The organism is Acidocella sp. (genome assembly GCF_050253495.1).
Classification (GTDB): domain Bacteria; phylum Pseudomonadota; class Alphaproteobacteria; order Acetobacterales; family Acetobacteraceae; genus Acidocella.
This window is the reverse complement of record NZ_JBFWIX010000005.1, coordinates 96,220-121,999: the sequence shown is the minus strand read 5'-3', so window position 1 is coordinate 121,999 and position 25,780 is coordinate 96,220. Positions and strand designations below refer to the sequence as shown.

Here is a 25,780-nt window from a genome sequence, read left to right as displayed (position 1 = left end):
TATTAGCTTGTCTGGCTAACGGTACGCCAGGCCATCCAGAAATAAATAGGCGCCACAAATGCAAACCATAGCGCCGGAGTAACGAGCAAAATGCCAGGGACGCCAAACGCATGCGCCACCAGAAACTTCAACCCAAACCCTGCCGCGGCCGCCAAAGATAAAAGCGCGATTTGCGGTTTAAACTTGAGCGTGGCGTTCAGCAGAGCGCCGGGGACATCCGTCAGTGTCAGGCCCGTGATCCAGGCCGCCATGGCCCAGAGCAACGGCGCGGAAATATGCAGGTTTTGGTGTAACCACCAGCGCAAGGTCGGTGCGCCAAAGGCCACGAGCAGCCCCGAACCGCCGACGGACAGCGTAACCACCGCCGCTGTACCGAACCGTAGGGTGCGACGGGTCCAGGCTTTGTCATTGGTGGTAAACGCGTCGACGAAACTGGGCCAGAAAGCTTGCGTGACCGCGCCAACCATGCCGATGGCCGTGACGCAGACGCGCATGGCCACGGCCATCTGCGCCGAGGCGGTGGGGCCGAGCCACACAAGGGCAAAAACATTGTCGAATGCGGTAGCACAGGTGGAGGCAATGGTGATTGTGAACAGCAATCCGCCATGGCCCATTACTGTGCGCAGTGCTGTTGGCGGGCGTTGCCGGAACGGGCGGATATGATGATGCAGATAGAGCACATGTGCCAAGCTGCCCGCGTTGCTGAGCAGCAGAGCGCCGTAAATGGCCGCCACCATAAAGGTGACGCCCGCCCCGATGGAAGCACCGAGGAGAATAAAGGCGAGGCCGAGCAGCGTCTGCACCGTGGCCCAGAAGGCGGCCATATGGCCTTTGTGCAGCGACAGCCAGAGTGCGCCATGGAGGTTCAGTGGGATATTGAAGATGAGTGCCGCGCCAGCCACAAGGAAGGGGCCGGACGGCACCCTCACGCCAGCCAGCCAAGCCGTCAGGCTGCCTAGCAGCAGGGCCGTCGCCAAAGCCGTGCTGATCTGGAGGGAGGCGGTGACATAGCCTCGATTTTCGGTTGTTCGTCCCATGGCGAGGCCGCGTGGAATAAGGGTGATGAGTGCACCGCCTAACCCCAGCGTAAGCAGGCCGGTCAGCCATGCCAACGACGTCGCGGCCCCCCACACGCCAAACCCCGCCACACCAACACTGTGCAGGACAACCGGCAAGGTGACGAGGGAGCTAAGAAGTTGCGCACATCGTTGAACCACCCCGGCCAGCGAGGTACGAAGGATGCTGGCATTTCGGAGCTTACTCATCAGGGTCGCCTGTCTTCGCACATGCTCCGCTTACCACCAACCGGAAGCGCATATCTAATTCCAGCGCTTTGAGAATACGATATTCCTGGTTAAAGGAACGCGCAAATGCCAAGCGAGGATTTTATGGAAGGCGCGATTTGCGGGTGAGATGCGGTCGAATTGTACCGTGAACACGGCAATCAACATTGCCCTGGCCCACCGGATATTCGGGGGAAGTGCATCCGCCGCGAGCTGGAGCCCGCCATGTACCGCATCGCCCCGCGAATGACCTGCACGACATTTGGCATCCGCAGCGGGAAAAAGTGGAAATTCCATTTCCAGTCCTACATGCCCAGCGGCGGCAACTGGGAGCATTACGGCGTGCCTGAAATCAACACCAATAGTCAGGGCGTTTAGGGCAGATCGCCCCGCCGTGGCGGGGCGGGCTTGGGCTGGCTCAGCCCTTCAGCGAGCGCGAGACGGCGATATAGGCGATGCCGGTGGTCAGGAAGTTGATGCCGAGCAGAATGCCCAGCGCGATGGCCGAAATGCCCGGCCAGCCGGAGACGATGATGATCGCCAGCACGATGGAGGCAATGCCCGAGACCAGCATGCCGCCCCAGCCCTTGGCCGGGCGGGTCTCCAGCGCGAAGACCAGCTCCGAAGCGCCCTGGAACATGAACATGATGCCGACGATGAGGGTGAGCGTGACCGCCCCGGCCATCGGGTTGAAGAGCAGGAACACACCCGCGGCACCCGAGAGCAGCCCGAACAGATTGGCGGCGAAAAAGGGCCCGGTGCCATGAATCCAGAAAGAGCTGATAAAAACCAGCACACCGGCGATCAGCAGCGTCCAGCCGGTGAGCAAGGTCGCCGCCAGCGTGCCGAATTCCGGAAAGGCGATGGCGGCGATGCCCAGCAGGGTCAGCAGCAGCCCCAGCCAGAACAGCCGGGGTGAAATGGCGCGCAGCCTGTCATGAAACGGGCCGTTGGGGAGAACGGGAAAGGTCATTTAAGTCATCCTGACGAGATTGCCGTTGCCCCATCTGTGATGGCGCATGGCCGGGCTGGCAAGCCCCGCCACGCGGATTTCAGCCGCCATAGGTCTTGCGCAGCAAATGTTTCTGCACCTTGCCGGTGGAGGTTTTGGCCAGCTCCCCGAAGGCATATTTTTTGGGAATCTTGAAGCCGGCCAGGTGCTGGCGGCAATAGGCGGTCAGCTCCTCCTCGGTTACGCTGGCCCCGTCCTTCAGCACGATCACCGCCAGCGGCACCTCGCCCCATTTCTCGTCCGGCACGGCGATCACGGCGGCCTCGCGCACCGCCGGGTGGCGGTAGAGCACGTCCTCCACCTCCAGCGAAGAAATGTTCTCGCCGCCGGAAATGATGATGTCCTTGGAACGGTCCTTGATCTCCACATAACCGTCCGGGTGCAGCACGCCGAGATCCCCGGTGAGGAACCAGCCATCGCGGAAGGCCTCGCGCGTGGCTTTCGGGTTTTTCAGATAGCCCTTCATCACCACATTCCCCTTGAAGGCCAGTTCGCCGATCGTCTTGCCGTCGGCCGGCACGGGCTGGCCTTGCGTGTCCAGCACGCTCAGGTCTTCCTGGGTGACGCCGGGCACGCCCTGGCGGGCCATCAAACGGGCGCGGGCGGCGATGTCCAAATCCCGCCATGCCGGTTGGATTTCACACAGCGCGGAGGGGCCGTAAACCTCCGTGAGACCATAGACATGCTGCACCTTAAAGCCGAGCCGCTCCGTGCCTTCGATGATGGAGCTGGGCGGGGCCGCCCCGGCGATGGCCACGGTCACCGGTGTGTCCAGCACGCGCTTCACGCCCTCGGGCGCGTGGATCAGCATGCCCAGCACGATGGGCGCGCCGCACATATGGGTCACGCCATGGCGGGTGATTTTCTCGAAGATCATGGCTGGGTCCACCTTGCGCAGGCAGACATGCGTGGCCCCCAGCGCGGTCACCGCCCAGGTATAGGTCCAGCCCGAGCAATGAAACATCGGCAGCGTCCAGAGATAGGCGGAATCCTGCGTGAGATTCACCATGAACGCCACGCCGATCGCGCCGAGATAAGCGCCGCGATGATGATACACCACGCCTTTCGGATTGCCGGTGGTGCCGGAGGTGTAATTCACCGCGATCGCGTCCCACTCATCCGCGGGCAGGCGCCAGGGGGCGGGCATGTGCGCGCCGATCCAATCCTCATATTCCTGCGCGCCGAGGGTCAGGCCTGGCGGAGCCGCCTCGTCGGCGATTTCCACCAGCACCGGCGGCGTTTTCAGCATCGCCAGCGCCGCCATGGCCTTGGGGGCCCATTCCCGGTCCACCAGAAACAGCTTGGCCTCGGCATGTTCCAGAATGAAGGCGATGGCGGAAGGGTCCAGCAGCGTGTTGATCATGGAGAGCACGCCGCCCGCCAGCGGCACCGCGTAATGCGCTTCCAGCGCCGCCGGCCCGTTGGGGGAGAGCACGGCCACGGTCTCGCCCGGCTTCACCCCGGCGGCGGCGATGGCGCTGGCGAAACGGCGAACACGGTCCGTGAACTGGCTGTAGCTGTAAGCGCGTTCATGATGCGTCACCACGATCTTGTCCGGGAAGATCCGCTCCGCTCGGCGCAGGAAGCTGAGTGGTGAGAGCGGCACGTAATTGGCCGGATCGCGTTCCAGGTCGGTCTCGAAGATAGGGCTCATATGATCCTCGCGTCTCCATGGGGGCTGGAGATTTTTGCTTGTTGTTCAGTCCACGGCTTGGTCGGTCTTGGGCATGCCGCGCCGGCTCAGAAAACCGCCGCCGGCAGGGCGGTGATGGAGGCCGCGCCAGCCCGCACGGCCGCGGCTAGCCCGGTGGTTTGGGGCAGCATCCGGCTCACGAAGAAGCGGGCGAGGGCGGGCTTGCTCTCATGCGGCGGGGAGGTGGTGTCCCTGCGCGCGGCGGCGTCCATGCGTGCCCACATCCAGCCAAAACAGACCAGGGCGAACATCCGCAGATACTCCACCGAGGCAGCACCGCTTTCCGCCGCGTCGCCGGCCTGGCGCAGCAACTCCTCTGTCAGGCGGCGCAGCTCGGCCAAGGCCGCCTCCACGGCGCCCGCCGTCTCGCCGGCGCCCGCCGCGCGGGCTTGTCCCAGCTCCGCCGCCACCAAGTCGAAAAACTCCCGGACCACCGCGCCATCGTCCATCGGCAGCTTGCGGCTCACCAGATCCAGCGCCTGCACGCCGTTGGTGCCTTCATAAATCTGCGCGATGCGCGCGTCGCGCACGAACTGCTCCATGCCCCATTCATGCACATAGCCATGGCCGCCGAAAACCTGCTGCGCCTGCACCGCGGCTTCGAAGCCGAAATCGGTGAAGGCGGCCTTCACCACCGGGGTGAGCAGCGAGACCAGCTTGTCGGCCTGGGCACGCGTGGCTTCATCCTCATGATGGCGGGCCATGTCGATCCGCATCGCGGTCCAGAGGGCAAGCGCGCGTCCCGCCTCCACGAAGGCGCGGATGCTCAGCAGCATGCGCCGCACGTCGGGATGTTCGATGATGGGGGCCGGGGCCTGGTCCTGCCCCGGTGCGCGGCCCTGCCGGCGCTCCTTGGCGTAGGAGGCGGCCTTGAGATAGGCGGCATGGGCGATGCCGAGCCCCTGCAACCCGACGAACAGCCGCTCGGCGTTCATCATGGTGAACATCGCCGCCAGGCCGCGATTCGGCTCGCCCACCAGCCAGCCCTTGGCGCCGTCGTAATTCATCACGCAGGTTGGCTGCGCGTGGATGCCCATCTTATGCTCCAGCGCGCCCACCGAAAGGCTGTTGCGCGCGCCCAGCCCGCCTTGCGTGTCCGGCAGGAATTTCGGCACCAGGAAGAGCGAGATGCCCTTCACCCCGGCGGGCGCGTCCGGCAGCCGCGCGAGTACAAGATGGACGATATTGCCGCCGAAATCATGGTCGCCGGAGGAGATGAAGATCTTGGTGCCGGTGATGGCATGGGCGCCGTCCTCCAGGGGCACGGCCTTGGCGCGGAGCAGGCCGAGATCCGTTCCGGCGGCGGCTTCGGTCAGCGCCATCACGCCGGTCCATTCGCCGGAGATCATCTTGGGCAGATAGGCATCCTTCAGCGCCTTGCTGGCATGGGCGCTGATCGCCTCGGTGGCGCCGCGCGTGAGGCCGGGAAAAAGCCCGAAGGACAGATTGGCGCCGGAGACCATCTCATCGACCAGCACCTGCATGCTGTGCGGCAATCCCTGGCCGCCATGGGCCACGGGGGCGGAGAGCGCGCACCAGCCATTTTCCGCATAGGCCCGGTAGGCCCGCGCGAAACCGGGCGGCGTGGTCACGAGCCCGTTCGCCAATGTGCAGCCGGCCTCGTCGCCGGGCAGGTTGAGGGGGGCCAGTGTTTCGGCGGTGAAGCGTCCCGCTTCTTCCAGCAGCGCCAGCGCCAGCTCGGCGTCGAACCCCTCCTCGGCGAAGAGCCGTGTCAGCTCCCGCAGGTCGAACACGCAGGTGAGCAGGAAACGCAGATCGTCGATGGGCGGGACGTAGCTCATGATGGGGCTCTTCTTGTCGGTGCGACTTTGTATCATTCCGGGACTGGCCGCGGCCAGCGGGCCGGCCGAAGCCGCTTGTCTCTTGTACCAAACGGTTGTTACAGTCAATCGCAAACTTTGAGGGACCGCGTAGCCGCGTCATAAAGGGGCAGCTAGTCTGTTGTACCGGCGGGAAGTGAGGATCGAGATCATGGCGGCAGCAAGGAAAAAGGCAGGGAAGAAACCGGCGGCGGCCTCCGCGCGGCGGCCGGCGCGGGCACAGGATGCGCCGCCGCCGTGCGAGGAAATCAGCAGCCGCCATCAGGATATTCTGGATGCCGCCGCCGCCTTGTTCGCGGCGCGCGGTTATCAGGCCACGTCGGTGCGCGATATCGGCGAGCGCGTGGGGCTGCTCGGCGGGTCGCTGTATCACTACATCAAATCCAAGGAGATCCTGTTCGTCACGGTGCATGACCGTGCCCTGGCCTCGGCGGCGGCGCGCATCGGCGCCGCCATCGCCCCGTGCACCGACCCGTGGGAGAGGTTGCGCGCCGCCAGCGTGGCCCTGGCGGAAATCCAACTCGATCCGTTTTCCACCACAACGCCGATGATGAACGATTTCCGGTTGCTGCCACCCAGCCTGCAAACCCGGCTGATCGAAACGCGCGACCGCTTCGAGGCGCTGTTCGATACGCTGGTGCGCGACATCCCCTTGCCCGCGGATGTGGACCGGAAGATTTACCGCCTGTCCCTGCTGACGTTGCTGAATAATCTTTCAGGCTGGTACCGGCCGGGCGGCATGACCCCGGCGCAGATCGGCGACGAGGTGATGAAAATCTTCCGGCCACGCTGAGCACGTCGCACTTATCTGAAGATTGTTGACAATTTTTCGGGCGGATACTATTAATCTTCTCGTTTTTGATCATTTACCGCTTATATTGTCAACAATATGCAAAAAACAGAGACCATCCCCGTCACCGGCGCGGCCGAGGGTGAAACGCTTTCCGAGCATGTGCTGAGGCGGATCCAGTCCGCCATCGTGCAAGGCGAGATCGCGCCCGGCAGCAAGATCTCCGAGCCCGAGCTGGCGCGCGCCTACGGCATCAGCCGGGGGCCATTGCGCGAGGCGCTGCACCGGCTGGAGGGGCAGAAGCTTCTGGTGCGCGTGCCGCATGTGGGCGCGCGGGTGGTGTCGCTCACCCGGCAGGAGCTGAGCGAGCTTTATCAAATCCGCGAATCGCTGGAAGGGCTGGCCTGCCGGCTGGCGGCCGAGCGCATGACCTCCGACGAGGTGGAGGAGCTGCGTGCCGTGCTGCGCGAGCATGAGCGCGACGAGGCCTTCCAGGCCGGGCGCGGCTATTACCAGCAGGAAGGCGATTTCGATTTCCATTACAGGATCGTCAAGGCTTGCGGCAACGCCATGCTGTTCCGGCTGTTATGCGATGAGCTGTACCAGCTCGCCCGCATGTACCGGATTCAATATTCGGCCACACCCAACCGCCCGGCGCAGGCCTTCGCCGAGCATCACCGGATTCTCGACGCCATCGCCGATGGTGACGGCGAGCTGGCGGAGCTTTTGATGCGCCGCCATATCCGCACCTCCCGCCTCAACATAGAACGCCAAATTCCATAGGAAACCAGACCATGAACACGAAATACCGCAAACCGCTTCCCGGCGCTGGCCTGGATTATTTCGATGCGCGTGGCGCGATCGAGGCGATCGCGCCGGGGGCTTATGAGGGCTTGCCCTATACCTCCCGCGTTCTGGCGGAAAATCTCGTGCGCCGCTGCGATCCGGCGCATCTGACGGATTATTTGAAGCAGCTCATCGAACGCAAGCGTGACCTCGATTTTCCCTGGTATCCGGCCCGCGTGGTCTGCCACGATATTCTGGGGCAGACCGCGCTGGTGGATCTCGCGGGGCTGCGCGATGCCATCGCCGAAAAAGGCGGAGATCCGGCCAAGGTGAATCCGGTGGTGCCGGTGCAGCTCATCGTCGATCATTCCCTGGCCGTCGAGCATGCCGGGTTCGAGAAGGACGCCTTCGCGCTTAACCGCGCCATCGAGGATCGCCGTAACGAGGATCGCTTCCATTTCATCGACTGGACGAAGGATGCGTTCGACAACATGGATGTGGTGCCCGCGGGCAATGGCATCATGCACCAGATCAATCTGGAGCGCATGTCGCCGGTGATCCAGTCGCGGGACGGCGTGGCCTTTCCGGACACGCTGGTGGGCACGGACAGCCACACACCGCATGTCGATGCGCTGGGTGTCATCGCCGTCGGTGTCGGCGGGCTGGAGGCCGAGAATGTGATGCTGGGCCGCGCCTCCTGGATGCGCCTGCCGGATATTGTCGGTGTCGAGCTGACCGGCCGCCGCCAGCCTGGCATCACCGCCACGGACATCGTGCTGAGCCTGACGGAATTTTTGCGCCGTGAGAAAGTCGTCGGCGCCTATCTGGAATTTTACGGAGACGGCGCGCGCAGCCTCACCATCGGCGACCGCGCCACCATCTCCAACATGGCGCCCGAATATGGCGCCACCGCGGCCATGTTCGCCATCGATGAGCAGACCATCGATTATCTGCGCCTCACCGGGCGTGAGGCCGGGCAGGTGCAGCTGGTCGAGACCTATGCCCGCGCCGCCGGGCTGTGGGCGGATGCGCTGACCAAGGCGCGCTACGAGCGTGTGTTGACATTCGACCTATCCAGCGTGGTGCGCACCATGGCGGGCCCCTCCAACCCGCATCGGCGCCTGCCGGTTTCGGCCCTGGCCGAGCGCGGCATCGCCGCTCCCTGGACACAGGAATCGGGCAAGATGCCCGACGGTGCGGTGATCATCGCCGCCATCACCAGCTGCACCAACACCTCCAACCCCCGCAATGTCATCGCCGCCGGGCTGCTGGCGCGCAACGCCAACAAGGCGGGGCTCGCGCGCAAGCCATGGGTGAAATCCTCGCTGGCGCCCGGCTCCAAGGCGGTGGCGCTGTATCTGGAGGAAGCCGGGCTGAAGCAGGAGCTGGAGGCGCTGGGCTTTGGCATCGTCGCCTTCGCCTGCACCACCTGCAACGGCATGTCCGGCGCGCTGGACCCGAAGATCCAGCGGGAGATCGTCGAGCGCGACCTCTATGCCACCGCCGTGCTCTCCGGCAACCGCAATTTCGACGGGCGCATCCACCCTTATGCCAAACAGGCCTTCCTGGCCTCGCCGCCCTTGGTGGTGGCCTACGCCATCGCCGGCACCATCCGTTTCGACATCGAGAATGACGTGCTGGGGGTCACGCCAGAGGGTCGGGAAATCCGCCTGAAGGACATCTGGCCGGCCGATGAGGAGATCGACGCCGTGGTGAACAACGCGGTGAAGCCGGAGCAGTTCCGCAATGTCTATGCGCCCATGTTCGGCCATCGCGGCGCGCGCAAGCCGGTCAGCCCGCTTTACGCCTGGCGGGCGCAAAGCACCTATATCCGCCGTCCGCCTTATTGGGAGGGCGCATTGGCCGGAGAGCGCGCGTTGAAATCCATGCGGCCCCTGGCGGTGTTGGGGGACAACATCACCACCGACCATCTCTCCCCCTCAAACGCGATTCTGCCCAGCTCGGCGGCGGGTGAGTATTTGGCGAAGATGGGCCTGCCGGAAGAGGATTTTAATTCCTACGCGACCCATCGCGGCGACCATCTCACCGCCCAGCGCGCCACCTTCGCCAACCCCACCCTGTTGAACGAGATGGTCCGCAACGAGGATGGCTCGGTGAAAAAAGGCTCGCTGGCCCGCGTGGAGCCGGAGGGCAAGGTGATGCGCATGTGGGAGGCGATCGAGACCTACATGAACCGCAAGCAGCCCTTGATCATCGTCGCGGGCGCGGATTACGGCCAGGGCTCCTCGCGCGACTGGGCGGCCAAGGGTGTGCGCCTCGCGGGGGTCGAGGCGATCGTGGCGGAAGGTTTCGAGCGCATCCACCGCACCAACCTCATCGGCATGGGCGTGTTGCCGCTGGAGTTCAAGCCCGGCACCACGCGCCTCACGCTGGGGCTGGATGGCACGGAAACCTACGACGTGGTGGGTGAGCGCAAGCCCCGCGCGGACCTCACCTTGGTCGTTCATCGCAAGGATGGCGCCGTGACCGAAGTGCCCGTGACCTGCCGGCTGGATACCGCCGAGGAGGTTTCCATCTACGAGGCGGGTGGGGTGTTGCAGCGTTTCGCGCAAGACTTCCTGGATTCCGCGCAGGCGGCGGAGTAAGCGCCATGGCTTTCGCACCGCAAATCAAAATTCCCGCCACCTATATGCGCGGCGGCACTTCCAAGGGCGTGTTCTTCCGGCTGGAGGATCTGCCCGAGGCCGCGCGCGTGCCCGGCCCGGCGCGCGATGCGCTGCTCATGCGCGTCATCGGCAGCCCGGATCCCTATGGCAAGCAGATCGACGGCATGGGGGGGGCGACCTCCAGCACCTCCAAGACCGTGATCATCGGCCGCGCCACCAAGCCGGACCACGATGTGGATTATCTCTTCGGCCAGGTCGCCATCGACAAGGCGTTTGTCGATTGGTCGGGCAATTGCGGCAATCTCTCCGCCGCCGTCGGGCCGTTCGCCATCGCCGCCGGGCTGGTCGATCCGGCGCGCCTGCCGCGTGACGGCATGGCCACCATCCGCATCTGGCAGGCCAATATCGGCAAGACGATCATCGCCCATGTGCCGATGACCGGCGGCGCGGTGCAGGAGACGGGGGATTTCGAGCTGGATGGCGTGACTTTTCCCGCCGCCGAAATCCAGCTTGAATTCATGGACCCGGCGGAGGATGGCGATGGCGGCGCGCTCTTTCCCACCGGCCATCTGGTGGATGATCTGGTGGTGCCCGGCATCGGCGGTTTCAAGGCCACGATGATCAATTCCGGCATCCCGACAATTTTCCTGGAAGCCGAGGCGCTCGGCTATAGCGGCACGGAATTGCAGGACGACATCAATAACGACGCGTCGGCGCTGGAAAAGCTGGAAACCATCCGCGCTCATGGCGCGCTGCGCATGGGGTTGATCGAATCGCTGGCGCAAGCCGCGTCGCGCCAGCACACGCCCAAGCTCGCCTTTGTCGCGCGCGCGCGCGATTACCGTGCCTCAAGCGGCAAGGAGATCAAGGCGGGCGACATCGACCTGCTGGTGCGCGCCATGTCCATGGGGAAGCTGCATCATGCGATGATGGGCACGGCCTCGGTCGCCATCGGCACGGCGGCGGCGGTGCCCGGCACGCTGGTCAATCTGGCCGCTGGCGGGGGCGCGCGTGAGGCGGTGACCTTTGGCCATCCTTCCGGCACGTTGCGCGTCGGCGCCAAGGCGGAGCGGCATGGCGGGGCGTGGGTGGTCAGCAAGGCCATCATGAGCCGCAGCGCGCGCGTGCTGATGAGCGGCCAGGTGCACCTGCCTTTCGCCGGATAGGGCAAGGCTGGCCAGCGGGCATCGGGCCGGGTTCAGCCGGATGCCGGGCGCGCCTTTATTCGGCGTTCGCCATGAGCAGATGGATGGTGGCGGGCAGGCTCACGCCGCCATCCGGCGCTGGGGAGGAAATCTCCGGCAATGCGGCGCGGATCGTGGCGAACGCCTCGGCGCGGACGGCGTCGCTGGCTTTCTTTTCATCCAGCAGCGCCCCGGCGGGCCCCATGAAACAAGCGACCCGCGCCTCGTCGTCGAGCGATTTGCCGCGCAGATTGACCCGCGTGGCCTGAACGTTCGGGTTTTTCCAGCCGGACTCATGCAGGATGGACAGGACATAATCGGCATCGTCGAAGGCGAGCGGGCCGGAGGCATGCGCCGGGCGCGGCGCGCCGGGGCCGGTCAGCCGTTCCACCACGGCCAGCGGCATGGCCCAGTGCGGATTATCTTTCAGCGGCGCCCAGGCGGCGAACACCATGCGCCCTCCCGGCGCGGCGCTGTCGCGCAAATTGGCGAAGGCGGCGACCGGGTTGTCGAAAAACATCACGCCAAAGCGTGAGATCAGCACATTGGCGGGGGGTGTGAACAGATCCGTCTGCGCGTCCCCGGTCATGAAGCTCACGGTCCTGGCGCCGGCCTCCTCGGCCCGCTTGCGCGCCGCCTCGATCATCGGCGCGGCAATGTCCACGCCCAGAACCCGGCCCTGTGGCCCCACGGCGCGGGCGGCCTCCAGGCTGGTGAAACCGGCGCCGCAGCCAATATCCAGCACGCGCTCGCCCGCTCGCGGCGCGGCTTGCGCGATCACGGCATCGCTCACCGGCGCCAGCCGCGCCTCCATCGCGCCGCCGAGCCTCAGCCATTTCGGCGCGGCGATCTCACTCCAATAGGTCTTCTGTTTGTCGTTGGCCATGTCAACATCTCTCCCGAATCGCCTTGGCCGCGGCATGGCCGCTCGCCCAGGCCCACTGAAAATTATAACCGCCGAGCCAGCCCGTCACATCCAGCGCCTCGCCGGCGAAAAACAGGCCCGGCACGGTCTTGCTGCCGCAATCGCGGGAGTTCAACCCTCGCGTATCCACACCGCCCGCCGTGACCTCGGCCTTGGCGAAGCCTTCCGTGCCGCTGGGGGTGAAGGTAAAACCGTTCAGTTCGTCCCCCAGCCGGCGCAGCGCCTGGTCCGGCAAATCCGCCAGATTGCCAGGATGCGCCTGGGCGAAATGCGCGGCCAGGCGCGCGGGCAGATGCTCGGCCAGCACGGATTTCAGGCCGGCTTTCGGCCGGGCGCGCTTGGCCGCGGGCAAGATCTCCGCCAGCCGCGTGCCCGGCAGGAAGTTCACCATGAAGCTCTCGCCCGGCGTCAGATAGGAGGAGATTTGCAGCACCGCCGGGCCGGAGAGGCCGCGATGGGTGAACAGCAGGCTCTCCGCGAAACAGACCTTGCCCGCCTGGGCCGTGACCGGTGCCGCCACACCGGCCAGCGCGCCGATCCATGCGGCCTCGACGCTCAAGGGCACCAAAGCGGGGCGGGGGGTCACCAGCTGATGCCCGAATTGCCGGGCGATACGATAGGCGAAATCCGTGGCGCCGATTTTTGGAATCGACAATCCGCCCGTCGCCACCACGAGATTTTTGGCCTGGAAAACCCCCTTGCCGGTTTCCACCCGGAACCGCCCGTCATGCGTCACCGTTTCGACACGCACCCCGCAATGCAGCTCCGCCCCGTTCATGCGCGCCAGCAGCATCTCGACAATCCGCCGCGCGGAATCGTCGCAAAAAAGCTGCCCCAGCGTTTTCTCATGCCAGGCGATGCCCGCCTCTCCGACCAACGCCAGAAAATCGTAAGGCGTGAAACCCGCCAGGGCGGATTTGCAGAAATGCGGGTTGGCGCCCAGGAAATTCTTCGCGCTCACGTCGAGATTGGTGAAGTTGCAGCGCCCGCCGCCGGAGATGAGAATTTTGCGCCCCGGCTCGGGTCCGTGTTCCAGCAAGGCCACGCGCAGCCCCGCCTGGGCGGCGCTGCCCGCGCAAAATAATCCGGCCGCGCCGGCGCCGATAATCAGCGCGTCGTAAATCTCCCGCATGCCGGGTCTCTAGCCCTTCATCCTGGCCAGCGCCAGAAATTGCCGCACGGCGGGCGAGGTTTCGGCCCGCCGGCTGGCCAGCATCAACTCCGATTGCAGCGCGATCCCGCCGATGGGGCGCAGCACCACGCCGGGCAGTCCCAGGCTCTTCGCCGGTTCGGGGATCAGCCCCAGCCCCAGCCCCGCGCCAACCGCGGTGAGCACGGTGATGAAATCGCGCACCGGGGTCAAGAATTCCGGGGTGAAGCCGCCGGCTTCGCCCAGGCTGCGCAGCCGGGCGAGAAAACCGGCTTCCTCGCCGAAATGCGGCAGGATGAATTTTTGCCCCTTCAGCATCTCCGGCGTCAGGGCGGGGGCCTGGGCCAGATGGCTATGGGCGGGCAAAGCCAGCAGCAGCGCGTCGCGCTTCAGCGCCGTCACCCGCACCTCCACCGGATAATCCGCCCGCGCGCGCAGAAACCCCATATCCAGCCGCCCGGCGGCGATCTCTTCCAGTTGCCGGGGCGTTTCCATCTCGCGCAGATGAATCTCCACCCCCGGTGCCGCCTCATGATACCGCCCCACCAGGGCGGAGGCCGTGCCATCCCACGCCGCCGAGGCCACGAAGCCGATCTCCAGCCGTCCCACCTCGCCGCGCGCGGCGCGCTTGCCAAGGCTTTCCCCCCGCTCGGCCTGGCGCAAAATCGCTTGCGCCTCGGGCAGAAACAGCGCGCCGGTCGTGGTCAGGCTCACTTGGCTGCGCTTGCCCCGGTTGAACAGGGCCCCGCCCAGATCCGTCTCCAGATCCGCGATCAGGCGTGAAACACCGGATTGCGCGAGCCCCAGCCGTGCCGCCGCCCGGGCGAAATGCAACTCCTCCGCCAATATCTCAAAACAGCGCAGAGCCCGCAGTTCCATTTTTTAATCCGTTTTTCGCATTATAATTGTTTATTTAATGCGATTGTCAGAGGAGCGCCAGCGCGGCACAAAGGCGCCACGACAAGTTTAGGGAGAAACACCATGGCCAAGGGTAAAATGTCGTCTTTCGACTGGATGGATCCGCTGCGCTTCGAGGCGGAACTGACCGAGGAAGAGCGCGCCATCCGTGACACCGCCCATGCCTACGCGCAGGAAAAGCTACAGCCGCGCGTGCTCAGCGCCTTCCGGGAAGAGCGGTTCGACCGTGAGATCATGAACGAGCTGGGTGAGCTGGGCCTGCTCGGCGCCACACTCTCCACCCATGAGTGCGCGGATGTCTCCTATGTCGCCTACGGCCTCATCGCCCGAGAGGTCGAGCGTGTGGATAGCGGCTACCGTTCCGCCTATTCCGTGCAATCGTCCCTGGTGATGTATCCCATCTACGCATTCGGCTCCGACGCGCAGAAGGACAAATATCTGCCGAAACTGCGCACGGGCGAATGGGTGGGCTGCTTTGGCCTCACCGAGCCCGATGCCGGCTCCGACCCCGCCTCCATGCGCACCCATGCCAAGAAGGTCGATGGCGGGTATCTGATCTCCGGCTCCAAAACCTGGATCAGCAATTCCCCCATCGCCGATGTCTGCGTGGTTTGGGCGAAGGACGAGGCGGGCGACATTCGCGGCTTCATCGTCGAGCGCGGAGCCAAGGGCCTCACCACGCCAAAGATCGAAGGCAAGGTCAGCTTGCGCGCCTCCATCACCGGCATGATCATGATGGACGAGGTCTTCGTGCCCGACGATGCGATGCTGAACGTGAAAGGCCTGCGCGGCCCGTTCTCCTGCCTCAACAATGCCCGTTACGGCATTGCCTGGGGTGCGCTGGGTGCCGCCGAATTCTGCTGGCACACGGCGCGCGATTATACGCTGAACCGCAAGATGTTCGCCCGCCCGCTGGCCGCCACCCAGCTCATCCAGAAGAAGCTCGCCGACATGCAGACGGAAATCACCCTCGGCCTGCACAGCGTGCTGCGGCTGGGCCGTCTGATGGATGCGGGCGAAGCCTCGCCCGAAATGATCTCCCTGCTCAAGCGCAATAATTGCGGCAAGTCGCTCGACATTGCCCGCCAGGCGCGCGACATGCTGGGCGGCAACGGCATCGCGGATGAATATCACGTGATCCGCCACATGGTGAATCTGGAAACCGTGAACACTTATGAAGGCGCGCACGACGTGCATGCCCTCATCCTCGGCCGCGCCCAGACCGGCATCGCCGCGTTCTGATGGGAGCGCTTTCCGGCTACAGGATTCTCGATCTCAGCCGCGTGCTGGCGGGGCCCTGGGCGTCGCAGGTCTTCGCGGATCTGGGGGCGGAGGTCATCAAGATCGAGCGTCCCGGCAAGGGCGATGACACCCGTTCCTGGGGGCCGCCCTTCGTGGAGGAGAACGGGCTCTCCGCCTATTTCTGCGCCACCAATCGCGGCAAGAAATCCGTCACCGTGGACATGGCCAAACCGGAAGGCCAGGCGCTGATCAAGCGCCTGGCGGAAAAATCCGACGTGGTGCTGGAGAATTTCAAGTTCGGCGGTTTGGCGAAGCTGGGCCTGGGGCCTGAGGATTTGCTGAAGCTCAATCCCCGTCTCGTCTATTGCTCCATCACCGGCTTCGGTCAGACCGGCCCCTACCGCGCGCGCGCGGGGTATGATTTTCTCATGCAGGGCATGGGCGGGCTGATGAGCGTGACGGGCGCGCCGGACGGAGAGCCGATGAAGGCCGGCGTGGCGGTGGTGGATGTGTTCACCGGCCTCTACGCCTCCAACGCCGTGATGGCGGCCTTGCTGGAGCGGGAGCGCTCCGGCCAGGGGCAGCATATCGACCTTGCCTTGTTCGATGTGCAGATCGCCGCCATGGCCAACCAGATTTCCTCTTACCTCGTCTCCGGCCAGCAGCCGCCGCGTTTGGGCAATGCGCACCCCTCCATTGTGCCTTATCAGGTTTTCGCCACCTCGGACGGGTATCTGATTCTGGCCATCGGCAATGACGATCAGTTCGCGCGCTTCGTCACGCTGGCGGGCGCGCCCGAGCTCGCGCGCGATGAGCGCTTCGCCACCAACCCGGCACGGGTGAAACACCGCGCGACACTGGTGCCGCTGCTGGAAACGCTGCTGGCGGCGCGCACCACCAAGGATTGGACGGAGACGCTGGAAGCCTTCGGCATTCCCGGCGGGCCGATCAATGAATTCGCCGACATTGACGCCGACCCGCATGTGCGGGCACGCGGCATCTTCAAGGAACTCGCACCGGGCCTGCGCGGTGTCGCCAGCCCCATGCGCTTCTCCCGTTCCAAGGTGCGGGATAACCGCCCGCCGCCGCTGCTGGGCGCGGACACAACGGAAGTTCTCAGCGATATACTGGAACTTTCAGACGAAGACCTGACCCGCCTGCAACGGGACAAAATCATTTAAAAGTTTCTGGGTGCCGCCTTTTTACAAAAAAGGCGGCCTCTTCGCGGTGTCTTGAAAAAACCAGCCCCAAGTCCCCTTAAACCGCGCCCTGCGCATATTCCTCGTCGCTCACCTGTTCCAGCCAGGTCACGGGCGAGCCGTTCAGCTTCTCCTGCACCGCGATATGGCTCATCCCGGTGCTGGCGGTGGCGCCATGCCAGTGCTTCTCGCCCGGCGGAAACCACACCACATCCCCCGGCCTGATGGTCTCAATGGGGCCACCCTCGCGTTGCGCCCAGCCGCACCCGGCGGTGACGATGACCGTCTGCCCCAGCGGATGGGTATGCCAGGCGGTGCGCGCGCCGGGCTCGAAGGTCACCAGCGCCATGGCCCCCCGCGCCGGTTCGTCCGGGTTGTTCAGCGGGTCGATCCGCACCGCGCCGGTAAAATAATCCCCAGGGCCCCGGCCGGAAGGCTGCGAGCCCGCGCGTTTGATCTCCATGCTATCCTTGCTCCGTCGTGGTCAGCGCCGTGCTGGGCCTGTTCGGGGTCAGTGTTCCCACTTTGCCGCAGGCGGGGCATGCGCAGGACCACTCATCCAGCTGTGCCCGGCAGGCGGTGCAGCGCCAAGCCGGGGCGATGGCGGGGGCGGGTTCGCCATCCAGCTTCGCCAGAATCGCCGCCGCCCGTCCATCCGCGTTGCCCGCTTTCAGCGCCGCCTCGGCATGGCGCCTCGCCTCGCCGGGCAGTTTCGCCGTCAGCGCGGTTTCGCTCAGCAGCAATTCGGATTCCATATGGCCGGGATTTTCCGCCGCCAGCAGGGCCGCCGCCTGGGCGCGTTCCAGCACCGAGGCCCCGGGGGTGAACCACAGCGCCGCCAGGGCCGGGTGCGGTGCGCTCTTCCAGCCTTTCAGTAAGGTCTTGCGCGCGGCGCGCTCCTTGCCCAGGCCGCGCAGCGCCCGCGCCAGGGCGGCCTGGGCAAGGGGGAAAGTCGGGCCGGCCTTTACCGCCTGCTTGGCGAATTCCAGGGCGAGCTTCGGCGTCTCGGCTTTCTCGGCGGCCGCCACGGCCAGAGCGGTCCGTTCCTGCGGCTCTTGCGTCAGACGCAGGGCGGCGGCGTAATTCCCGTCCCGCACGGCCAGGGTCAACCGCTGCCGGCGTGTCCAGTTGCCACCGGGATAGGCTTCCTCCGCCGCTTCGGCCTGCTTGGCCGCCTCGTCCGCGCGCCCGGCCTTCAGGCTTTCCCGCAGCAGCCCCTGGTGGCCCAGGAATTTCATTTCCTTGCTCTGGGTCAGACGCTCGAAGGCCAGCCGCGCCTGCTCGGTCTGGCCGGAGAGCCTCGCCGCCTCGGCGTTCAGCCATTGCACGAAAGGCGTATCCCCCAGCAGGGAGCGCGCTTTTACCGAGGCCGCCTTGGCGCCGCTGGCATCGCCCGCCGCCACCGCCACGAGCCCGCGCTGCAAGGCCAGCTCCCCCGCCTGCGCCCGGCGTCCGCCCCGCCAGCCGGAAAACCGCCCCGGCGCCCGGCGCAACCCGCCCAGCACGCGGAACAGCATGATCAGCACCGCCAGCACCGCCAGCACCAGCAACAGCGCCACGGGGGTGGAGGTGCTGATCTGATAATCCCCGGCATTGGCGTTCACCTCGCCGGGCAGCCCCGCCACCCACCAGGCCAAGGCCAAGATGACGGCGGCCAGAACGCAGAATTTCAGCGCCTTCCACATGCGCCTATTGCCCTTGCTGCTGGGCCATCTGGGCCAGGGCGGCGCGCGCGGCCAGCAATTGCCGCGCCGGGGTCAGCCAGCTCGCCATCGCCGCCTGGGTGGGCGGGCTCAGTGTTTGCAACGCCTGCACGGCCTTGGCCAGATCGTCGTTCTCCAGGGCCGCGCGCGCCTGCCTCAGCGCCGCCGTCGCGGGAGGGCCGAAAATCACATGCGTGCCATTGGCGATGGTGATCAGCCCTTCCAGCCGCAGCTTCACCTGCGCCCAGAACCCGGCCTGGCCGTTATTGGACAGGCTGGCCGCCTCCGCCGCCCGCGCCGCGGCGGGAAAACTCTCGCGCAACCACGCCATGGTGGGCGGGGCTGTGTCGGCGAAACGCTGCAAGGCGGGCGGCGCGCTCTGCACCACCCCCAGCGGCTGGCCGCTTTCCAGCGCCATGCGCGCCGCAGCCACATCGTTCAGCCGCGCCATGCGGGCGGTGAGCTTGCCAATATCCTGCGCGTTCGCCTGCAAGGCCGCCAGCGCTCCATGGTCGCCCGTCACCATGCCCTGCATGGCGTTCACCTGCGCGGCCAGGGCCGCCTGCTTCTGCGCCAGCTCCGCCTGGGTGTCGATGAGATTGGCCAGCGGCGCGGTCTTCGCCGTCGCGGCGCGCATATCCGCCACCTGGGTGCGCAGAACCGCCAATTGCGTCTTGTCCGCCTGGTGCGCCTGCTGCTGCGCGAAGAGATACCCCTCGCCCCCGGCCAGAATCACGAATCCCAGCCCAAACCAGACCGGCCAGGCGCTCCGGCGTGGTTTTTGCGGCGCCGGTTCGTGGGTGGATTCGGGCTTGGGTTCGGGTCTGGGCTCTGGTTTCGGCCCGGCTTGCGGTTCCGGCGTGGCCTTCGCTTCCGGCGGCGCGGGGGCAGGCTCCGGGGCAGGTGGCGTCAGCGCGGCGGCCGCTTGCGCCGTCCCGGTTGCCTTGTCCTTGTCCTGGTCGTTCGGTCCCGATTCGCTCATGCCAGCAACGCCATTAAATCCGCCTCCGTCGGAGCTGTTGCCCTATGAATGGCGGCCCAGCGCGTGTCCTGCAACCCCTTGGCGACGTTTTGGCTCAACACATAGGCCCGCATGGCGGCGGTGCCCGGCGGATCGAGCCTGGCAAAGGCCCGGGCCGTCTCGGCGGAGTAGAAGAGCGCGCCGTCGAATGCGCCGCCCGCCAAACCGGCGCGGATGTCTTCTGGCATCGCCCGCGGCGCGGACACCTTGTAGACACGGCGGCGCAGCACGGAAAACCCGGCCCGGCGCAGATCCTCCGCCAGCTTTCGCCCATGGCGCTCCCCCACGGCGAGCACATGCGTCCCCGGCATATTCCGCGCGACGATCAGCCGGGTCAGGGCCTCGGCATCGCCCGCCGCGCTCTCCACGCGGGTGAAGCCCGCCATGCGCAGCTTCGCCGCCGTGGCGTCGCCCACGCAGAACACCGGCACGCCGTGCAACCGGGCGGGCAGGGCGGGCACGGCCTGCCCGCTGGTCACCACCAGGGCGGCGGGGTAGGGCGGCAGCTTGGCGGGCAGGGGGGTGACGGACAGGCAAGGCAGAAGCACGGGCTCATGCCCCATGGCGACCAGCCGGGCGGCCGTGGCGCTGGCCCCGGGCTCAGGCCGGGTGACCAGCAATTTCACGGCGCGAAAATATCCTCGGGGCTGTCGGCCTTCAGCGAGGCGCCAAGCTCACGTCCCAGCGCCTCGGCATCCGCCACCGCGCCGGTGAGGCTGCGCTTGAGCAGGAAGGAGCCATCCGCCCGCGCCGCCAGCCCGGTGAGATGCAGCGTGCCATCCTCCAGCAGCCTGGCATATCCGCCGATCGGCGTGCGGCAGGAGCCATCGAGCGCGCCCAGCAAGGCGCGCTCGGCGCGGCTCACGGCCCGGGCCTCCTGATCCTCGATGGCCGAGAGCAGGGAGAGCAGCTCCGTATCCTCGGCGCGCACGGTAATGCCGACAATCCCCTGGCAGGCGGCGGGCACCATCTGCTCGGGGCTCAGCAGCACGCTGGCCTTTTCCGCCATTCCCAGCCGTTTCAGCCCGGCATAGGCCAGCAGCGTGGCGTCCAGCTCGCCGCTTTCCACCCGGCCGAGGCGCCGGCCGACATTGCCGCGCAGCAGCGTGAAATTCAGGTCCGGGCGCGCATATTTCATCTGGGCCTGGCGGCGCACGCTGGCCGAGCCCACCAGCGCGCCCTGTTTCAGCGCGCCGAACGGGTCGGTGGGGTCGATCTCCGCGCCCGGCGGCAGAATCAACGCATCGCGCGCATCCTCGCGCTTGAGCGTACAGGCGAGCGCGATGCCCTCCGGCAGCACGGTTTCCAGATCCTTCAGGCTGTGCACCGCGAAATCGATGGTCCCGGCCAGAAGCTGCTCATGGATCTCCTTGGCGAACAATCCCTTGCCGCCAATCTCCGCCAGCGCCTTGTGCTGCACCGCATCGCCGGTGGTGACGATGATATGTTCCTCGAAGACCTGCATGCCCCGCAGCACGGGGCAGAACGTGGTCAGCAGCGTCAGGAATGTATCCGTCTGCTGGCGGGCCAGGGGCGAGCCGCGCGTGCCCACCTGCATCGGCAGGTTGCGCTGATGGGGTTTCACGGGCGGAAGGACGGGAGGCGTTTCGGTTTTCACGCGTGTGGTCTAGAGCGTGGGGCATGGAAAGAAAAGATGCGCCGATTTTGGGCATTGAGAGCTCCTGCGACGAGACCGCCGCCGCGATTCTGGCGCCCGGCGGGCAAATTCTCGCGGAACTTGTCTTCAGCCAGATCGCGGACCATGCCGCTTTTGGCGGGGTGGTGCCGGAGATCGCGGCCCGCGCCCATCTCTCGGCGCTGGATGCCATGGTGAAGGACGCGCTGCGCCAGGCCAGGGTGGGGTTTTCGGACCTCGCCGCCATCGCCGCCACGGCTGGGCCAGGGCTGATCGGCGGGCTGCTGGTGGGCACCGGCTATGCCAAGGGGGCGGCCCTGGCGGCCGGGGTGCCGTATCTCGCCATCAACCATCTGGAGGCCCATGCCCTCACCGCGCGCCTGCCCAGCCTTGGCGCCGGGCCGGTCGAATTTCCGTATCTGCTGCTGCTGCTCTCGGGCGGGCACAGCCAATGCGTGGCGGTGGAAGGGGTGGGCCGCTACCGTCTGCTCGGCGCCACTTTGGACGATGCGGTGGGCGAGGCCTTCGACAAAACCGCCAAGCTCCTGGGCCTGCCTTACCCTGGCGGCCCGGCGTTGGAGACCCTGGCCCGCGAAGGCAACGCCAAGGCCGTGCCGCTGCCGCGCCCGCTGCTGCGCCGGGAGGGATGCGATTTTTCCTTCTCCGGCCTCAAGACCGCCATCGCCCAGCTTCTCGCGGCGGTGCCTCCAGGCGCGTTGCCCCGTGCCCGCGCGGCGGACATCGCCGCCAGTTTCCAGGCCGCCGTCACGGATATTCTGGGCGACCGGCTCGACCATGCGTTGGCCATGCTGCCGGATGCCCGCGCGGTCGTCGTCGCGGGCGGGGTGGCGGCCAACCAGGCCATCCGCGCGCGCCTGGCCGAGGTGGCGGGCCAGGCGGGCAAGCGCCTCGTCGCTCCGCCCTTGCGGCTGTGCACGGACAATGCCGTGATGGTCGCCTGGGCGGGCATCGAACATCTGCGCCAGGGCGATCTTTCCTCTCTCGATGCGCCCTGCAAGCCGCGCTGGCCGCTGGAAAGCCTATGAATTACCGCCATATCTACCATGCCGGCAATTTCGCCGACGTGATGAAGCACGCCCTGCTGCTGCGCCTGCTGGCCGCCTTGCGGCGTAAGCCCAAGCCCTTTCTGGTGCTGGATACGCATGCGGGAATCGGCCGGTACGACGTGACCAGCGAACAGGCCGAGAAAACCGGCGAGTGGCGCGAGGGGGTGGGCAAGATTCTGGAAGCACCGCCGCCCGCCTTGGCCGAGTATGTGGAGACGGTAAAGCGCCTTGGCCTCTATCCCGGCTCCCCGGTTTTCAGCGCCGCGGCGCTGCGCCCGCGGGACCGGCTGGTCGCCTGCGAGCTGCACCCGGAGGATGCCGCCGCATTGCGCCGCGCGATGCGCGCTTATGAACACGCCGCGGTGCATGAGCGCGACGGTTACGAGGCCCTGGGGGCCTTTCTGCCGCCGCCGGAAAAACGCGCCTTGGTGCTCATCGATCCGCCTTTCGAGCAGCCGGACGAATTTTCCACGTTGGCCAAAAGGCTGAATGCCTCCTGGAAAAAATTTCCGGCGGCGGTTTACGCCGTCTGGTATCCCATCAAGCACCGCGCGCCGGTGCGTGGGTTTTTCGAGACCTTGAAACTGGCGGGCATCAAGGATGTCATCGCCGCCGAATTGCTGCGCCGGCCCGATACCGACCCGGCCCGGCTGAACGGCGCGGGCCTTGTCATCGTCAACCCGCCTTTCCGTTTCGAGGCGGAGGCCGCCCCCATTCTCGCCGCCTGCCTGGAGATGTTCGGCGAGGCCGGGGGGCGTGCCGGGATAGAGAGGATCATTCATGAATAAAACCGTCGCGGTGATCGGTGCCGGGGCCTGGGGCACGGCGCTGGCCGTTCTGTTCGCCCGAACCGGGCGGGAGGTGGCGCTGTGGGCGCGGGATCCGCAAAAAGCCGCCATCATCGAGCGGGAACGGGAAAATCCGCGTCTGCCTGGCGTGTCCTTGCCGCCCGGCCTGCGCGTCACGGCACGGGTGCCGATGGCGGATATATTGCTGCTTGCCGTGCCGATGCAGAATTTGCGCGCCATCCTGCCCGCTTTGCCGAGGGAGGTTCCCCTGGTGCTGTGCTGCAAGGGGCTGGAGACAGCGACCCATCTCCTGCCGCCCGAGATCGTGGCGCCGCGCCCCTGCGCCGTGCTGAGCGGGCCGAATTTCGCGCATGAGATCGCCGCCTTGCTGCCCGCCGCCGCCGTGCTGGCGACACCGGATGCGCCATTGCGGGCGGATCTCATCGCCGCCTTGCATACGCCGAGCTTTCGCCTCTATGGCGCGGCGGACATGACCGGCGCGGCCCTGGGCGGGGCGGCGAAGAATGTCGTCGCCATCGCCGCCGGGGCGGTGATGGGGGCGGGGCTCGGCGAAAATGCGCGCGCGGCGCTGATCACGCGCGGGCTGGCGGAAATCGCCCGCCTCGCGGTGGCGCTGGGGGGGCGGGCGGAAACCATGTCCGGATTGTCCGGGATGGGGGATCTGCTGCTGACATGCACGGGCGCGAGCAGCCGCAATTACTCGCTGGGATTCGGGCTGGGGCAGGGGCGGAGCCTCGCCCAGATGCTGGGCGGGCGCAGCGCCGTGACGGAAGGGGTGATGACCGCGCCCGCTTTGCTGGCGCGCGCGGCGGCGGCGGGGGTGGAGATGCCGGTCACCCAGGCCGTGACAAAGCTGCTCGGCGGTGAAATGAATATGGAGCAAACCATGACGGCCCTGATGGGCCGCGCCTTGAAGGATGAATGATGCGGCGTCGCGCCCTCGTGTCACTATTCGCGCTTCTGACCGCCGCGCCGGCCCTTGCGGATGCCCCGCCCCCCGCCGTGGCGGCGTGCGAAAGTCACGATCCCACCCAGGCCCTGGCCGGGTGCGGGCGGCTTCTCGCCGCCGGGCCGGATATGGGGGCTTACGGCTTCGAGGCCTATAACAACCACGCCCTGGCGGAGCTGCGGTTGCACCAGCCCGAGGCGGCGCTGGCGGATGCGCGGGCGGGCATCGCGCTCAATCCCGAAAATGGTGGAATCCAGGTGACGCTGGCGCGCGCCCTGCTGGCCCTGCACCGGCCCAAGGAGGCGCTGGCGGCGGTCAACCAGGCCGTTTCGCTCGTGCCTTACGACCCCACGCCGCTGATCCTGCGGGGGGAGATCGCGCTGGCGGGCGGGGACTGGCGGGCGGATCTGGCGGACCAGAATGCCGCGCTGGCCCTCGACCCACGCGATTCGGCGGCGTTTCTGGACCGCGCGCTGGCGGAGTTGGCGGGCGGGCGGGCGGCCGTGGCGCTGGCCGATGCCGATGAGGCCGAAGCGCTGGGCAGCACGGACCCGCGCGTGCATCTGGTGCGCGGGTTGGGGGCCGCCGCCGCGCGGGACTGGCCGGGCGCCCTGACGGAGGAGACGCTGTTTCTGCGGGCGCGGCCGGACAATGCGCTGGGGCTGGCCGCCCGTGCCGAGGCGCGGGCGCATCTGGGCGATTTCGCCGGCGCGCTCAAGGATGCGAGTGCCGCCATCGCGCTGGCGCCGGAGGATGCGGGGGCGTATGTGGACCGCTCCTTCGCCGAGTTGCGGCTGGAGGATTTTCCCGCCGCCCTGGCCGATGCCACCGCGGCCGTGGCGCGCAACCCGCATGACGCCGCCGCCTACACCAACCGTGCTTTGGCCGAGGAGGCGCTGGACCGCCCGGACGCCGCCCTGGCCGATGCCAGCCGGGCGATCACGCTGGCGCCGGACAATGCCGCCGGTTACGACGCGCGCGCCACCGCCGAGGCGATGAAGAACAACCTTGGCGCCGCGCTGGCGGATGAGAGCCAGGCGGTCAAGCTCGCCCCGGATTACCCCGGCTATTACCAGAAGCGCGCGCTGATCGAGCTGCATCAGAACCAGCTTCAGGCGGCGCTGGCGGATATGAACAGCGCCATCGCCTTCGCGCCGGAAGAGCCGCGCCTGCGTATCCAGAGGGCCGCGATCGAGGACGGGCTGGGGCAGTTGCCGGCGGAGCTCAAGGACCTCACCGTGGCGGTGGACAAGGCCGGCAGCGCGACGGATCTGCTCTACCATGCCTTGCTGCTGCGTGCCGGAGCGTATCAGCAGACCCAGCAGCCGGGCCTGGCCCTGGCGGATGCCGCGCATGCGGTGACCCTGAATCCGGATGCGCCGCAGGCCTATGCCGTGCGCGCCAAGCTTGAGCAGCAGGCCGGGCGGCTCGATGCGTCCATCGCCGATGACGGCAAGGCCATCGCGCTCGACCCGAAATATATTCCCGCTTACGAGGACCGGGCCGTGAGCTACGGCATGCGCCATCTCTATGCCGAGGCGGCGGCGGATGAAGGGCGGATTCTGGCGCTGCGCCCCAAATCCGCGCCGGATCTGAATAATCGCTGCTGGTTCCTGAGCCTGGCCGGGCAGGCGCGCGCCGGGCTGGCTTATTGCCACCAGGCCCTGACCTTGAACCCGGGCGATGCCGCGACGCTGGATTCCACGGGCTTTGCCTATCTCAAGCTGCACGATGATAAGCAGGCCATCGGTTATTACGATCAGGCGCTGAAGGCGGATCCGAAACTCGCCAGTTCCCTGTATGGGCGGGGGCTGGCGGAGCGCGAAAGCGGCGATGACGAGGCCGCCAAGGCGGACCTTGCCCTGGCGCGGCGATATGACCCGCGCATCGACCAGGAGTTCGGCCACTGAGGCCTCGGTTTGGCGAGGCGTTCTGGTTTTGGCCG

23 protein-coding genes are annotated in these 25,780 nt (G+C 66.7%); 11 read left to right on the top strand and 12 right to left on the bottom strand.

Annotated elements, in window-relative coordinates; all coding sequences use genetic code 11:
- Positions 1-2: 2 nt before the first annotated feature.
- Entirely contained in the window at positions 3-1,265 is a 1,263-nt protein-coding gene (locus AB7D48_RS06145) for a lipopolysaccharide biosynthesis protein (protein ID WP_427976543.1), read from the bottom strand.
- 243 nt (positions 1,266-1,508) lie between these two features.
- Between AB7D48_RS06145 and AB7D48_RS06140 the strand changes: the two genes are divergently transcribed.
- Positions 1,509-1,661, top strand: coding sequence for a hypothetical protein (locus AB7D48_RS06140; protein ID WP_427976541.1), 153 nt, complete (start codon positions 1,509-1,511; stop codon positions 1,659-1,661).
- Positions 1,662-1,701: 40 nt separating this feature from the next.
- Here AB7D48_RS06140 and AB7D48_RS06135 read toward each other — a convergent pair whose 3' ends face one another.
- The 3 genes from AB7D48_RS06135 to AB7D48_RS06125 form a co-directional block, all read right to left on the bottom strand.
- Entirely contained in the window at positions 1,702-2,256 is a 555-nt protein-coding gene (locus AB7D48_RS06135) for an HdeD family acid-resistance protein (protein ID WP_427976540.1), read from the bottom strand.
- Between the two features lie 79 nt (positions 2,257-2,335).
- Positions 2,336-3,949: an AMP-binding protein gene (locus tag AB7D48_RS06130; RefSeq protein WP_427976537.1), complete on the bottom strand. Its 1,614-nt coding sequence runs from the start codon at positions 3,947-3,949 to the stop codon at positions 2,336-2,338.
- An 86-nt stretch (positions 3,950-4,035) separates the two neighbouring features.
- Positions 4,036-5,790 carry an acyl-CoA dehydrogenase gene (locus AB7D48_RS06125; RefSeq protein WP_427976535.1) on the bottom strand — a complete coding sequence of 585 codons (1,755 nt, stop codon included), beginning with the start codon at positions 5,788-5,790 and terminating at the stop codon, positions 4,036-4,038.
- Positions 5,791-5,980: 190 nt separating this feature from the next.
- Here AB7D48_RS06125 and AB7D48_RS06120 point away from each other — a divergent pair, with 190 nt between their 5' ends.
- From AB7D48_RS06120 to prpF, 4 genes are all read left to right on the top strand, one after another.
- The gene (locus AB7D48_RS06120) at positions 5,981-6,622 is read left to right on the top strand and encodes a TetR/AcrR family transcriptional regulator (protein ID WP_427976532.1); all 642 of its coding nucleotides are present in this window, start codon (positions 5,981-5,983) and stop codon (positions 6,620-6,622) included.
- A gap of 96 nt (positions 6,623-6,718) precedes the next feature.
- Positions 6,719-7,402, top strand: a complete 684-nt coding sequence (locus AB7D48_RS06115) for a GntR family transcriptional regulator (RefSeq protein ID WP_427976529.1) — start codon at positions 6,719-6,721, stop codon at positions 7,400-7,402.
- 11 nt (positions 7,403-7,413) lie between these two features.
- On the top strand, positions 7,414-10,011 hold the full coding sequence (acnD, locus tag AB7D48_RS06110; RefSeq protein WP_427976526.1) for a Fe/S-dependent 2-methylisocitrate dehydratase AcnD: 2,598 nt from the start codon (positions 7,414-7,416) through the stop codon (positions 10,009-10,011).
- Positions 10,012-10,016: 5 nt separating this feature from the next.
- Positions 10,017-11,198, top strand: coding sequence for a 2-methylaconitate cis-trans isomerase PrpF (prpF, locus tag AB7D48_RS06105; protein ID WP_427976523.1), 1,182 nt, complete (start codon positions 10,017-10,019; stop codon positions 11,196-11,198).
- Positions 11,199-11,253: 55 nt separating this feature from the next.
- Here prpF and AB7D48_RS06100 read toward each other — a convergent pair whose 3' ends face one another.
- From AB7D48_RS06100 to AB7D48_RS06090, 3 genes are read right to left on the bottom strand one after another with little or no spacing between them, the layout of a single operon-like run.
- On the bottom strand, positions 11,254-12,102 hold the full coding sequence (locus AB7D48_RS06100) for a class I SAM-dependent methyltransferase (RefSeq protein WP_427976521.1): 849 nt from the start codon (positions 12,100-12,102) through the stop codon (positions 11,254-11,256).
- 1 nt (position 12,103) lies between these two features.
- Positions 12,104-13,273, bottom strand: coding sequence for an NAD(P)/FAD-dependent oxidoreductase (locus AB7D48_RS06095; protein ID WP_427976519.1), 1,170 nt, complete (start codon positions 13,271-13,273; stop codon positions 12,104-12,106).
- Positions 13,274-13,282: 9 nt separating this feature from the next.
- Positions 13,283-14,170: a LysR family transcriptional regulator gene (locus AB7D48_RS06090; RefSeq protein ID WP_427976516.1), complete on the bottom strand. Its 888-nt coding sequence runs from the start codon at positions 14,168-14,170 to the stop codon at positions 13,283-13,285.
- Positions 14,171-14,272: 102 nt separating this feature from the next.
- Here AB7D48_RS06090 and AB7D48_RS06085 point away from each other — a divergent pair, with 102 nt between their 5' ends.
- Positions 14,273-15,451: an acyl-CoA dehydrogenase gene (locus AB7D48_RS06085; RefSeq protein WP_427976513.1), complete on the top strand. Its 1,179-nt coding sequence runs from the start codon at positions 14,273-14,275 to the stop codon at positions 15,449-15,451.
- Positions 15,451-16,632: a CaiB/BaiF CoA transferase family protein gene (locus AB7D48_RS06080; RefSeq protein WP_427976510.1), complete on the top strand. Its 1,182-nt coding sequence runs from the start codon at positions 15,451-15,453 to the stop codon at positions 16,630-16,632. Before AB7D48_RS06085 ends, AB7D48_RS06080 begins: the two co-directional genes overlap by 1 nt.
- Positions 16,633-16,708: 76 nt before the next feature.
- Here AB7D48_RS06080 and AB7D48_RS06075 read toward each other — a convergent pair whose 3' ends face one another.
- From AB7D48_RS06075 to hemC, 5 genes are read right to left on the bottom strand one after another with little or no spacing between them, the layout of a single operon-like run.
- Positions 16,709-17,113, bottom strand: coding sequence for a (R)-mandelonitrile lyase (locus tag AB7D48_RS06075; RefSeq protein WP_427976508.1), 405 nt, complete (start codon positions 17,111-17,113; stop codon positions 16,709-16,711).
- A gap of 1 nt (position 17,114) precedes the next feature.
- Complete coding sequence (locus tag AB7D48_RS06070; protein ID WP_427976506.1) at positions 17,115-18,335, bottom strand: heme biosynthesis HemY N-terminal domain-containing protein; 1,221 nt, start codon at positions 18,333-18,335, stop codon at positions 17,115-17,117.
- Positions 18,336-18,339: 4 nt separating this feature from the next.
- Positions 18,340-19,335, bottom strand: coding sequence for a hypothetical protein (locus AB7D48_RS06065; RefSeq protein WP_427976504.1), 996 nt, complete (start codon positions 19,333-19,335; stop codon positions 18,340-18,342).
- Positions 19,332-20,000: a uroporphyrinogen-III synthase gene (locus tag AB7D48_RS06060; protein WP_427976501.1), complete on the bottom strand. Its 669-nt coding sequence runs from the start codon at positions 19,998-20,000 to the stop codon at positions 19,332-19,334. The genes AB7D48_RS06065 and AB7D48_RS06060 overlap by 4 nt, the downstream gene beginning before the upstream one ends.
- Complete coding sequence (gene hemC, locus AB7D48_RS06055; RefSeq protein ID WP_427976677.1) at positions 19,997-20,932, bottom strand: hydroxymethylbilane synthase; 936 nt, start codon at positions 20,930-20,932, stop codon at positions 19,997-19,999. Before hemC ends, AB7D48_RS06060 begins: the two co-directional genes overlap by 4 nt.
- 83 nt (positions 20,933-21,015) lie before the next feature.
- Here hemC and tsaD point away from each other — a divergent pair, with 83 nt between their 5' ends.
- From tsaD to AB7D48_RS06035, 4 genes are read left to right on the top strand one after another with little or no spacing between them, the layout of a single operon-like run.
- Complete coding sequence (gene tsaD / locus AB7D48_RS06050; RefSeq protein WP_427976499.1) at positions 21,016-22,056, top strand: tRNA (adenosine(37)-N6)-threonylcarbamoyltransferase complex transferase subunit TsaD; 1,041 nt, start codon at positions 21,016-21,018, stop codon at positions 22,054-22,056.
- Complete coding sequence (locus tag AB7D48_RS06045) at positions 22,053-22,865, top strand: 23S rRNA (adenine(2030)-N(6))-methyltransferase RlmJ (RefSeq protein WP_427976497.1); 813 nt, start codon at positions 22,053-22,055, stop codon at positions 22,863-22,865. Before tsaD ends, AB7D48_RS06045 begins: the two co-directional genes overlap by 4 nt.
- The gene (locus tag AB7D48_RS06040) at positions 22,858-23,811 is read left to right on the top strand and encodes an NAD(P)H-dependent glycerol-3-phosphate dehydrogenase (RefSeq protein ID WP_427976495.1); all 954 of its coding nucleotides are present in this window, start codon (positions 22,858-22,860) and stop codon (positions 23,809-23,811) included. Before AB7D48_RS06045 ends, AB7D48_RS06040 begins: the two co-directional genes overlap by 8 nt.
- The gene (locus AB7D48_RS06035; protein WP_427976493.1) at positions 23,808-25,745 is read left to right on the top strand and encodes a tetratricopeptide repeat protein; all 1,938 of its coding nucleotides are present in this window, start codon (positions 23,808-23,810) and stop codon (positions 25,743-25,745) included. Before AB7D48_RS06040 ends, AB7D48_RS06035 begins: the two co-directional genes overlap by 4 nt.
- The last annotated feature ends 35 nt before the right edge of the window (positions 25,746-25,780 follow it).

Coding starts and splice junctions, on each gene's coding strand:
- AB7D48_RS06145 (WP_427976543.1), bottom strand. CDS start 1,265: ATGAGTAAGCTCCGAAATGCCAGCATCCTTCGTACCTCGCTGGCCGGG.
- AB7D48_RS06140 (WP_427976541.1), top strand. CDS start 1,509: ATGTACCGCATCGCCCCGCGAATGACCTGCACGACATTTGGCATCCGC.
- AB7D48_RS06135 (WP_427976540.1), bottom strand. CDS start 2,256: ATGACCTTTCCCGTTCTCCCCAACGGCCCGTTTCATGACAGGCTGCGC.
- AB7D48_RS06130 (WP_427976537.1), bottom strand. CDS start 3,949: ATGAGCCCTATCTTCGAGACCGACCTGGAACGCGATCCGGCCAATTAC.
- AB7D48_RS06125 (WP_427976535.1), bottom strand. CDS start 5,790: ATGAGCTACGTCCCGCCCATCGACGATCTGCGTTTCCTGCTCACCTGC.
- AB7D48_RS06120 (WP_427976532.1), top strand. CDS start 5,981: ATGGCGGCAGCAAGGAAAAAGGCAGGGAAGAAACCGGCGGCGGCCTCC.
- AB7D48_RS06115 (WP_427976529.1), top strand. CDS start 6,719: ATGCAAAAAACAGAGACCATCCCCGTCACCGGCGCGGCCGAGGGTGAA.
- acnD (WP_427976526.1), top strand. CDS start 7,414: ATGAACACGAAATACCGCAAACCGCTTCCCGGCGCTGGCCTGGATTAT.
- prpF (WP_427976523.1), top strand. CDS start 10,017: ATGGCTTTCGCACCGCAAATCAAAATTCCCGCCACCTATATGCGCGGC.
- AB7D48_RS06100 (WP_427976521.1), bottom strand. CDS start 12,102: ATGGCCAACGACAAACAGAAGACCTATTGGAGTGAGATCGCCGCGCCG.
- AB7D48_RS06095 (WP_427976519.1), bottom strand. CDS start 13,273: ATGCGGGAGATTTACGACGCGCTGATTATCGGCGCCGGCGCGGCCGGA.
- AB7D48_RS06090 (WP_427976516.1), bottom strand. CDS start 14,170: ATGGAACTGCGGGCTCTGCGCTGTTTTGAGATATTGGCGGAGGAGTTG.
- AB7D48_RS06085 (WP_427976513.1), top strand. CDS start 14,273: ATGGCCAAGGGTAAAATGTCGTCTTTCGACTGGATGGATCCGCTGCGC.
- AB7D48_RS06080 (WP_427976510.1), top strand. CDS start 15,451: ATGGGAGCGCTTTCCGGCTACAGGATTCTCGATCTCAGCCGCGTGCTG.
- AB7D48_RS06075 (WP_427976508.1), bottom strand. CDS start 17,113: ATGGAGATCAAACGCGCGGGCTCGCAGCCTTCCGGCCGGGGCCCTGGG.
- AB7D48_RS06070 (WP_427976506.1), bottom strand. CDS start 18,335: ATGTGGAAGGCGCTGAAATTCTGCGTTCTGGCCGCCGTCATCTTGGCC.
- AB7D48_RS06065 (WP_427976504.1), bottom strand. CDS start 19,335: ATGAGCGAATCGGGACCGAACGACCAGGACAAGGACAAGGCAACCGGG.
- hemC (WP_427976677.1), bottom strand. CDS start 20,932: ATGCAGGTGGGCACGCGCGGCTCGCCCCTGGCCCGCCAGCAGACGGAT.
- tsaD (WP_427976499.1), top strand. CDS start 21,016: ATGGAAAGAAAAGATGCGCCGATTTTGGGCATTGAGAGCTCCTGCGAC.
- AB7D48_RS06045 (WP_427976497.1), top strand. CDS start 22,053: ATGAATTACCGCCATATCTACCATGCCGGCAATTTCGCCGACGTGATG.
- AB7D48_RS06040 (WP_427976495.1), top strand. CDS start 22,858: ATGAATAAAACCGTCGCGGTGATCGGTGCCGGGGCCTGGGGCACGGCG.
- AB7D48_RS06035 (WP_427976493.1), top strand. CDS start 23,808: ATGATGCGGCGTCGCGCCCTCGTGTCACTATTCGCGCTTCTGACCGCC.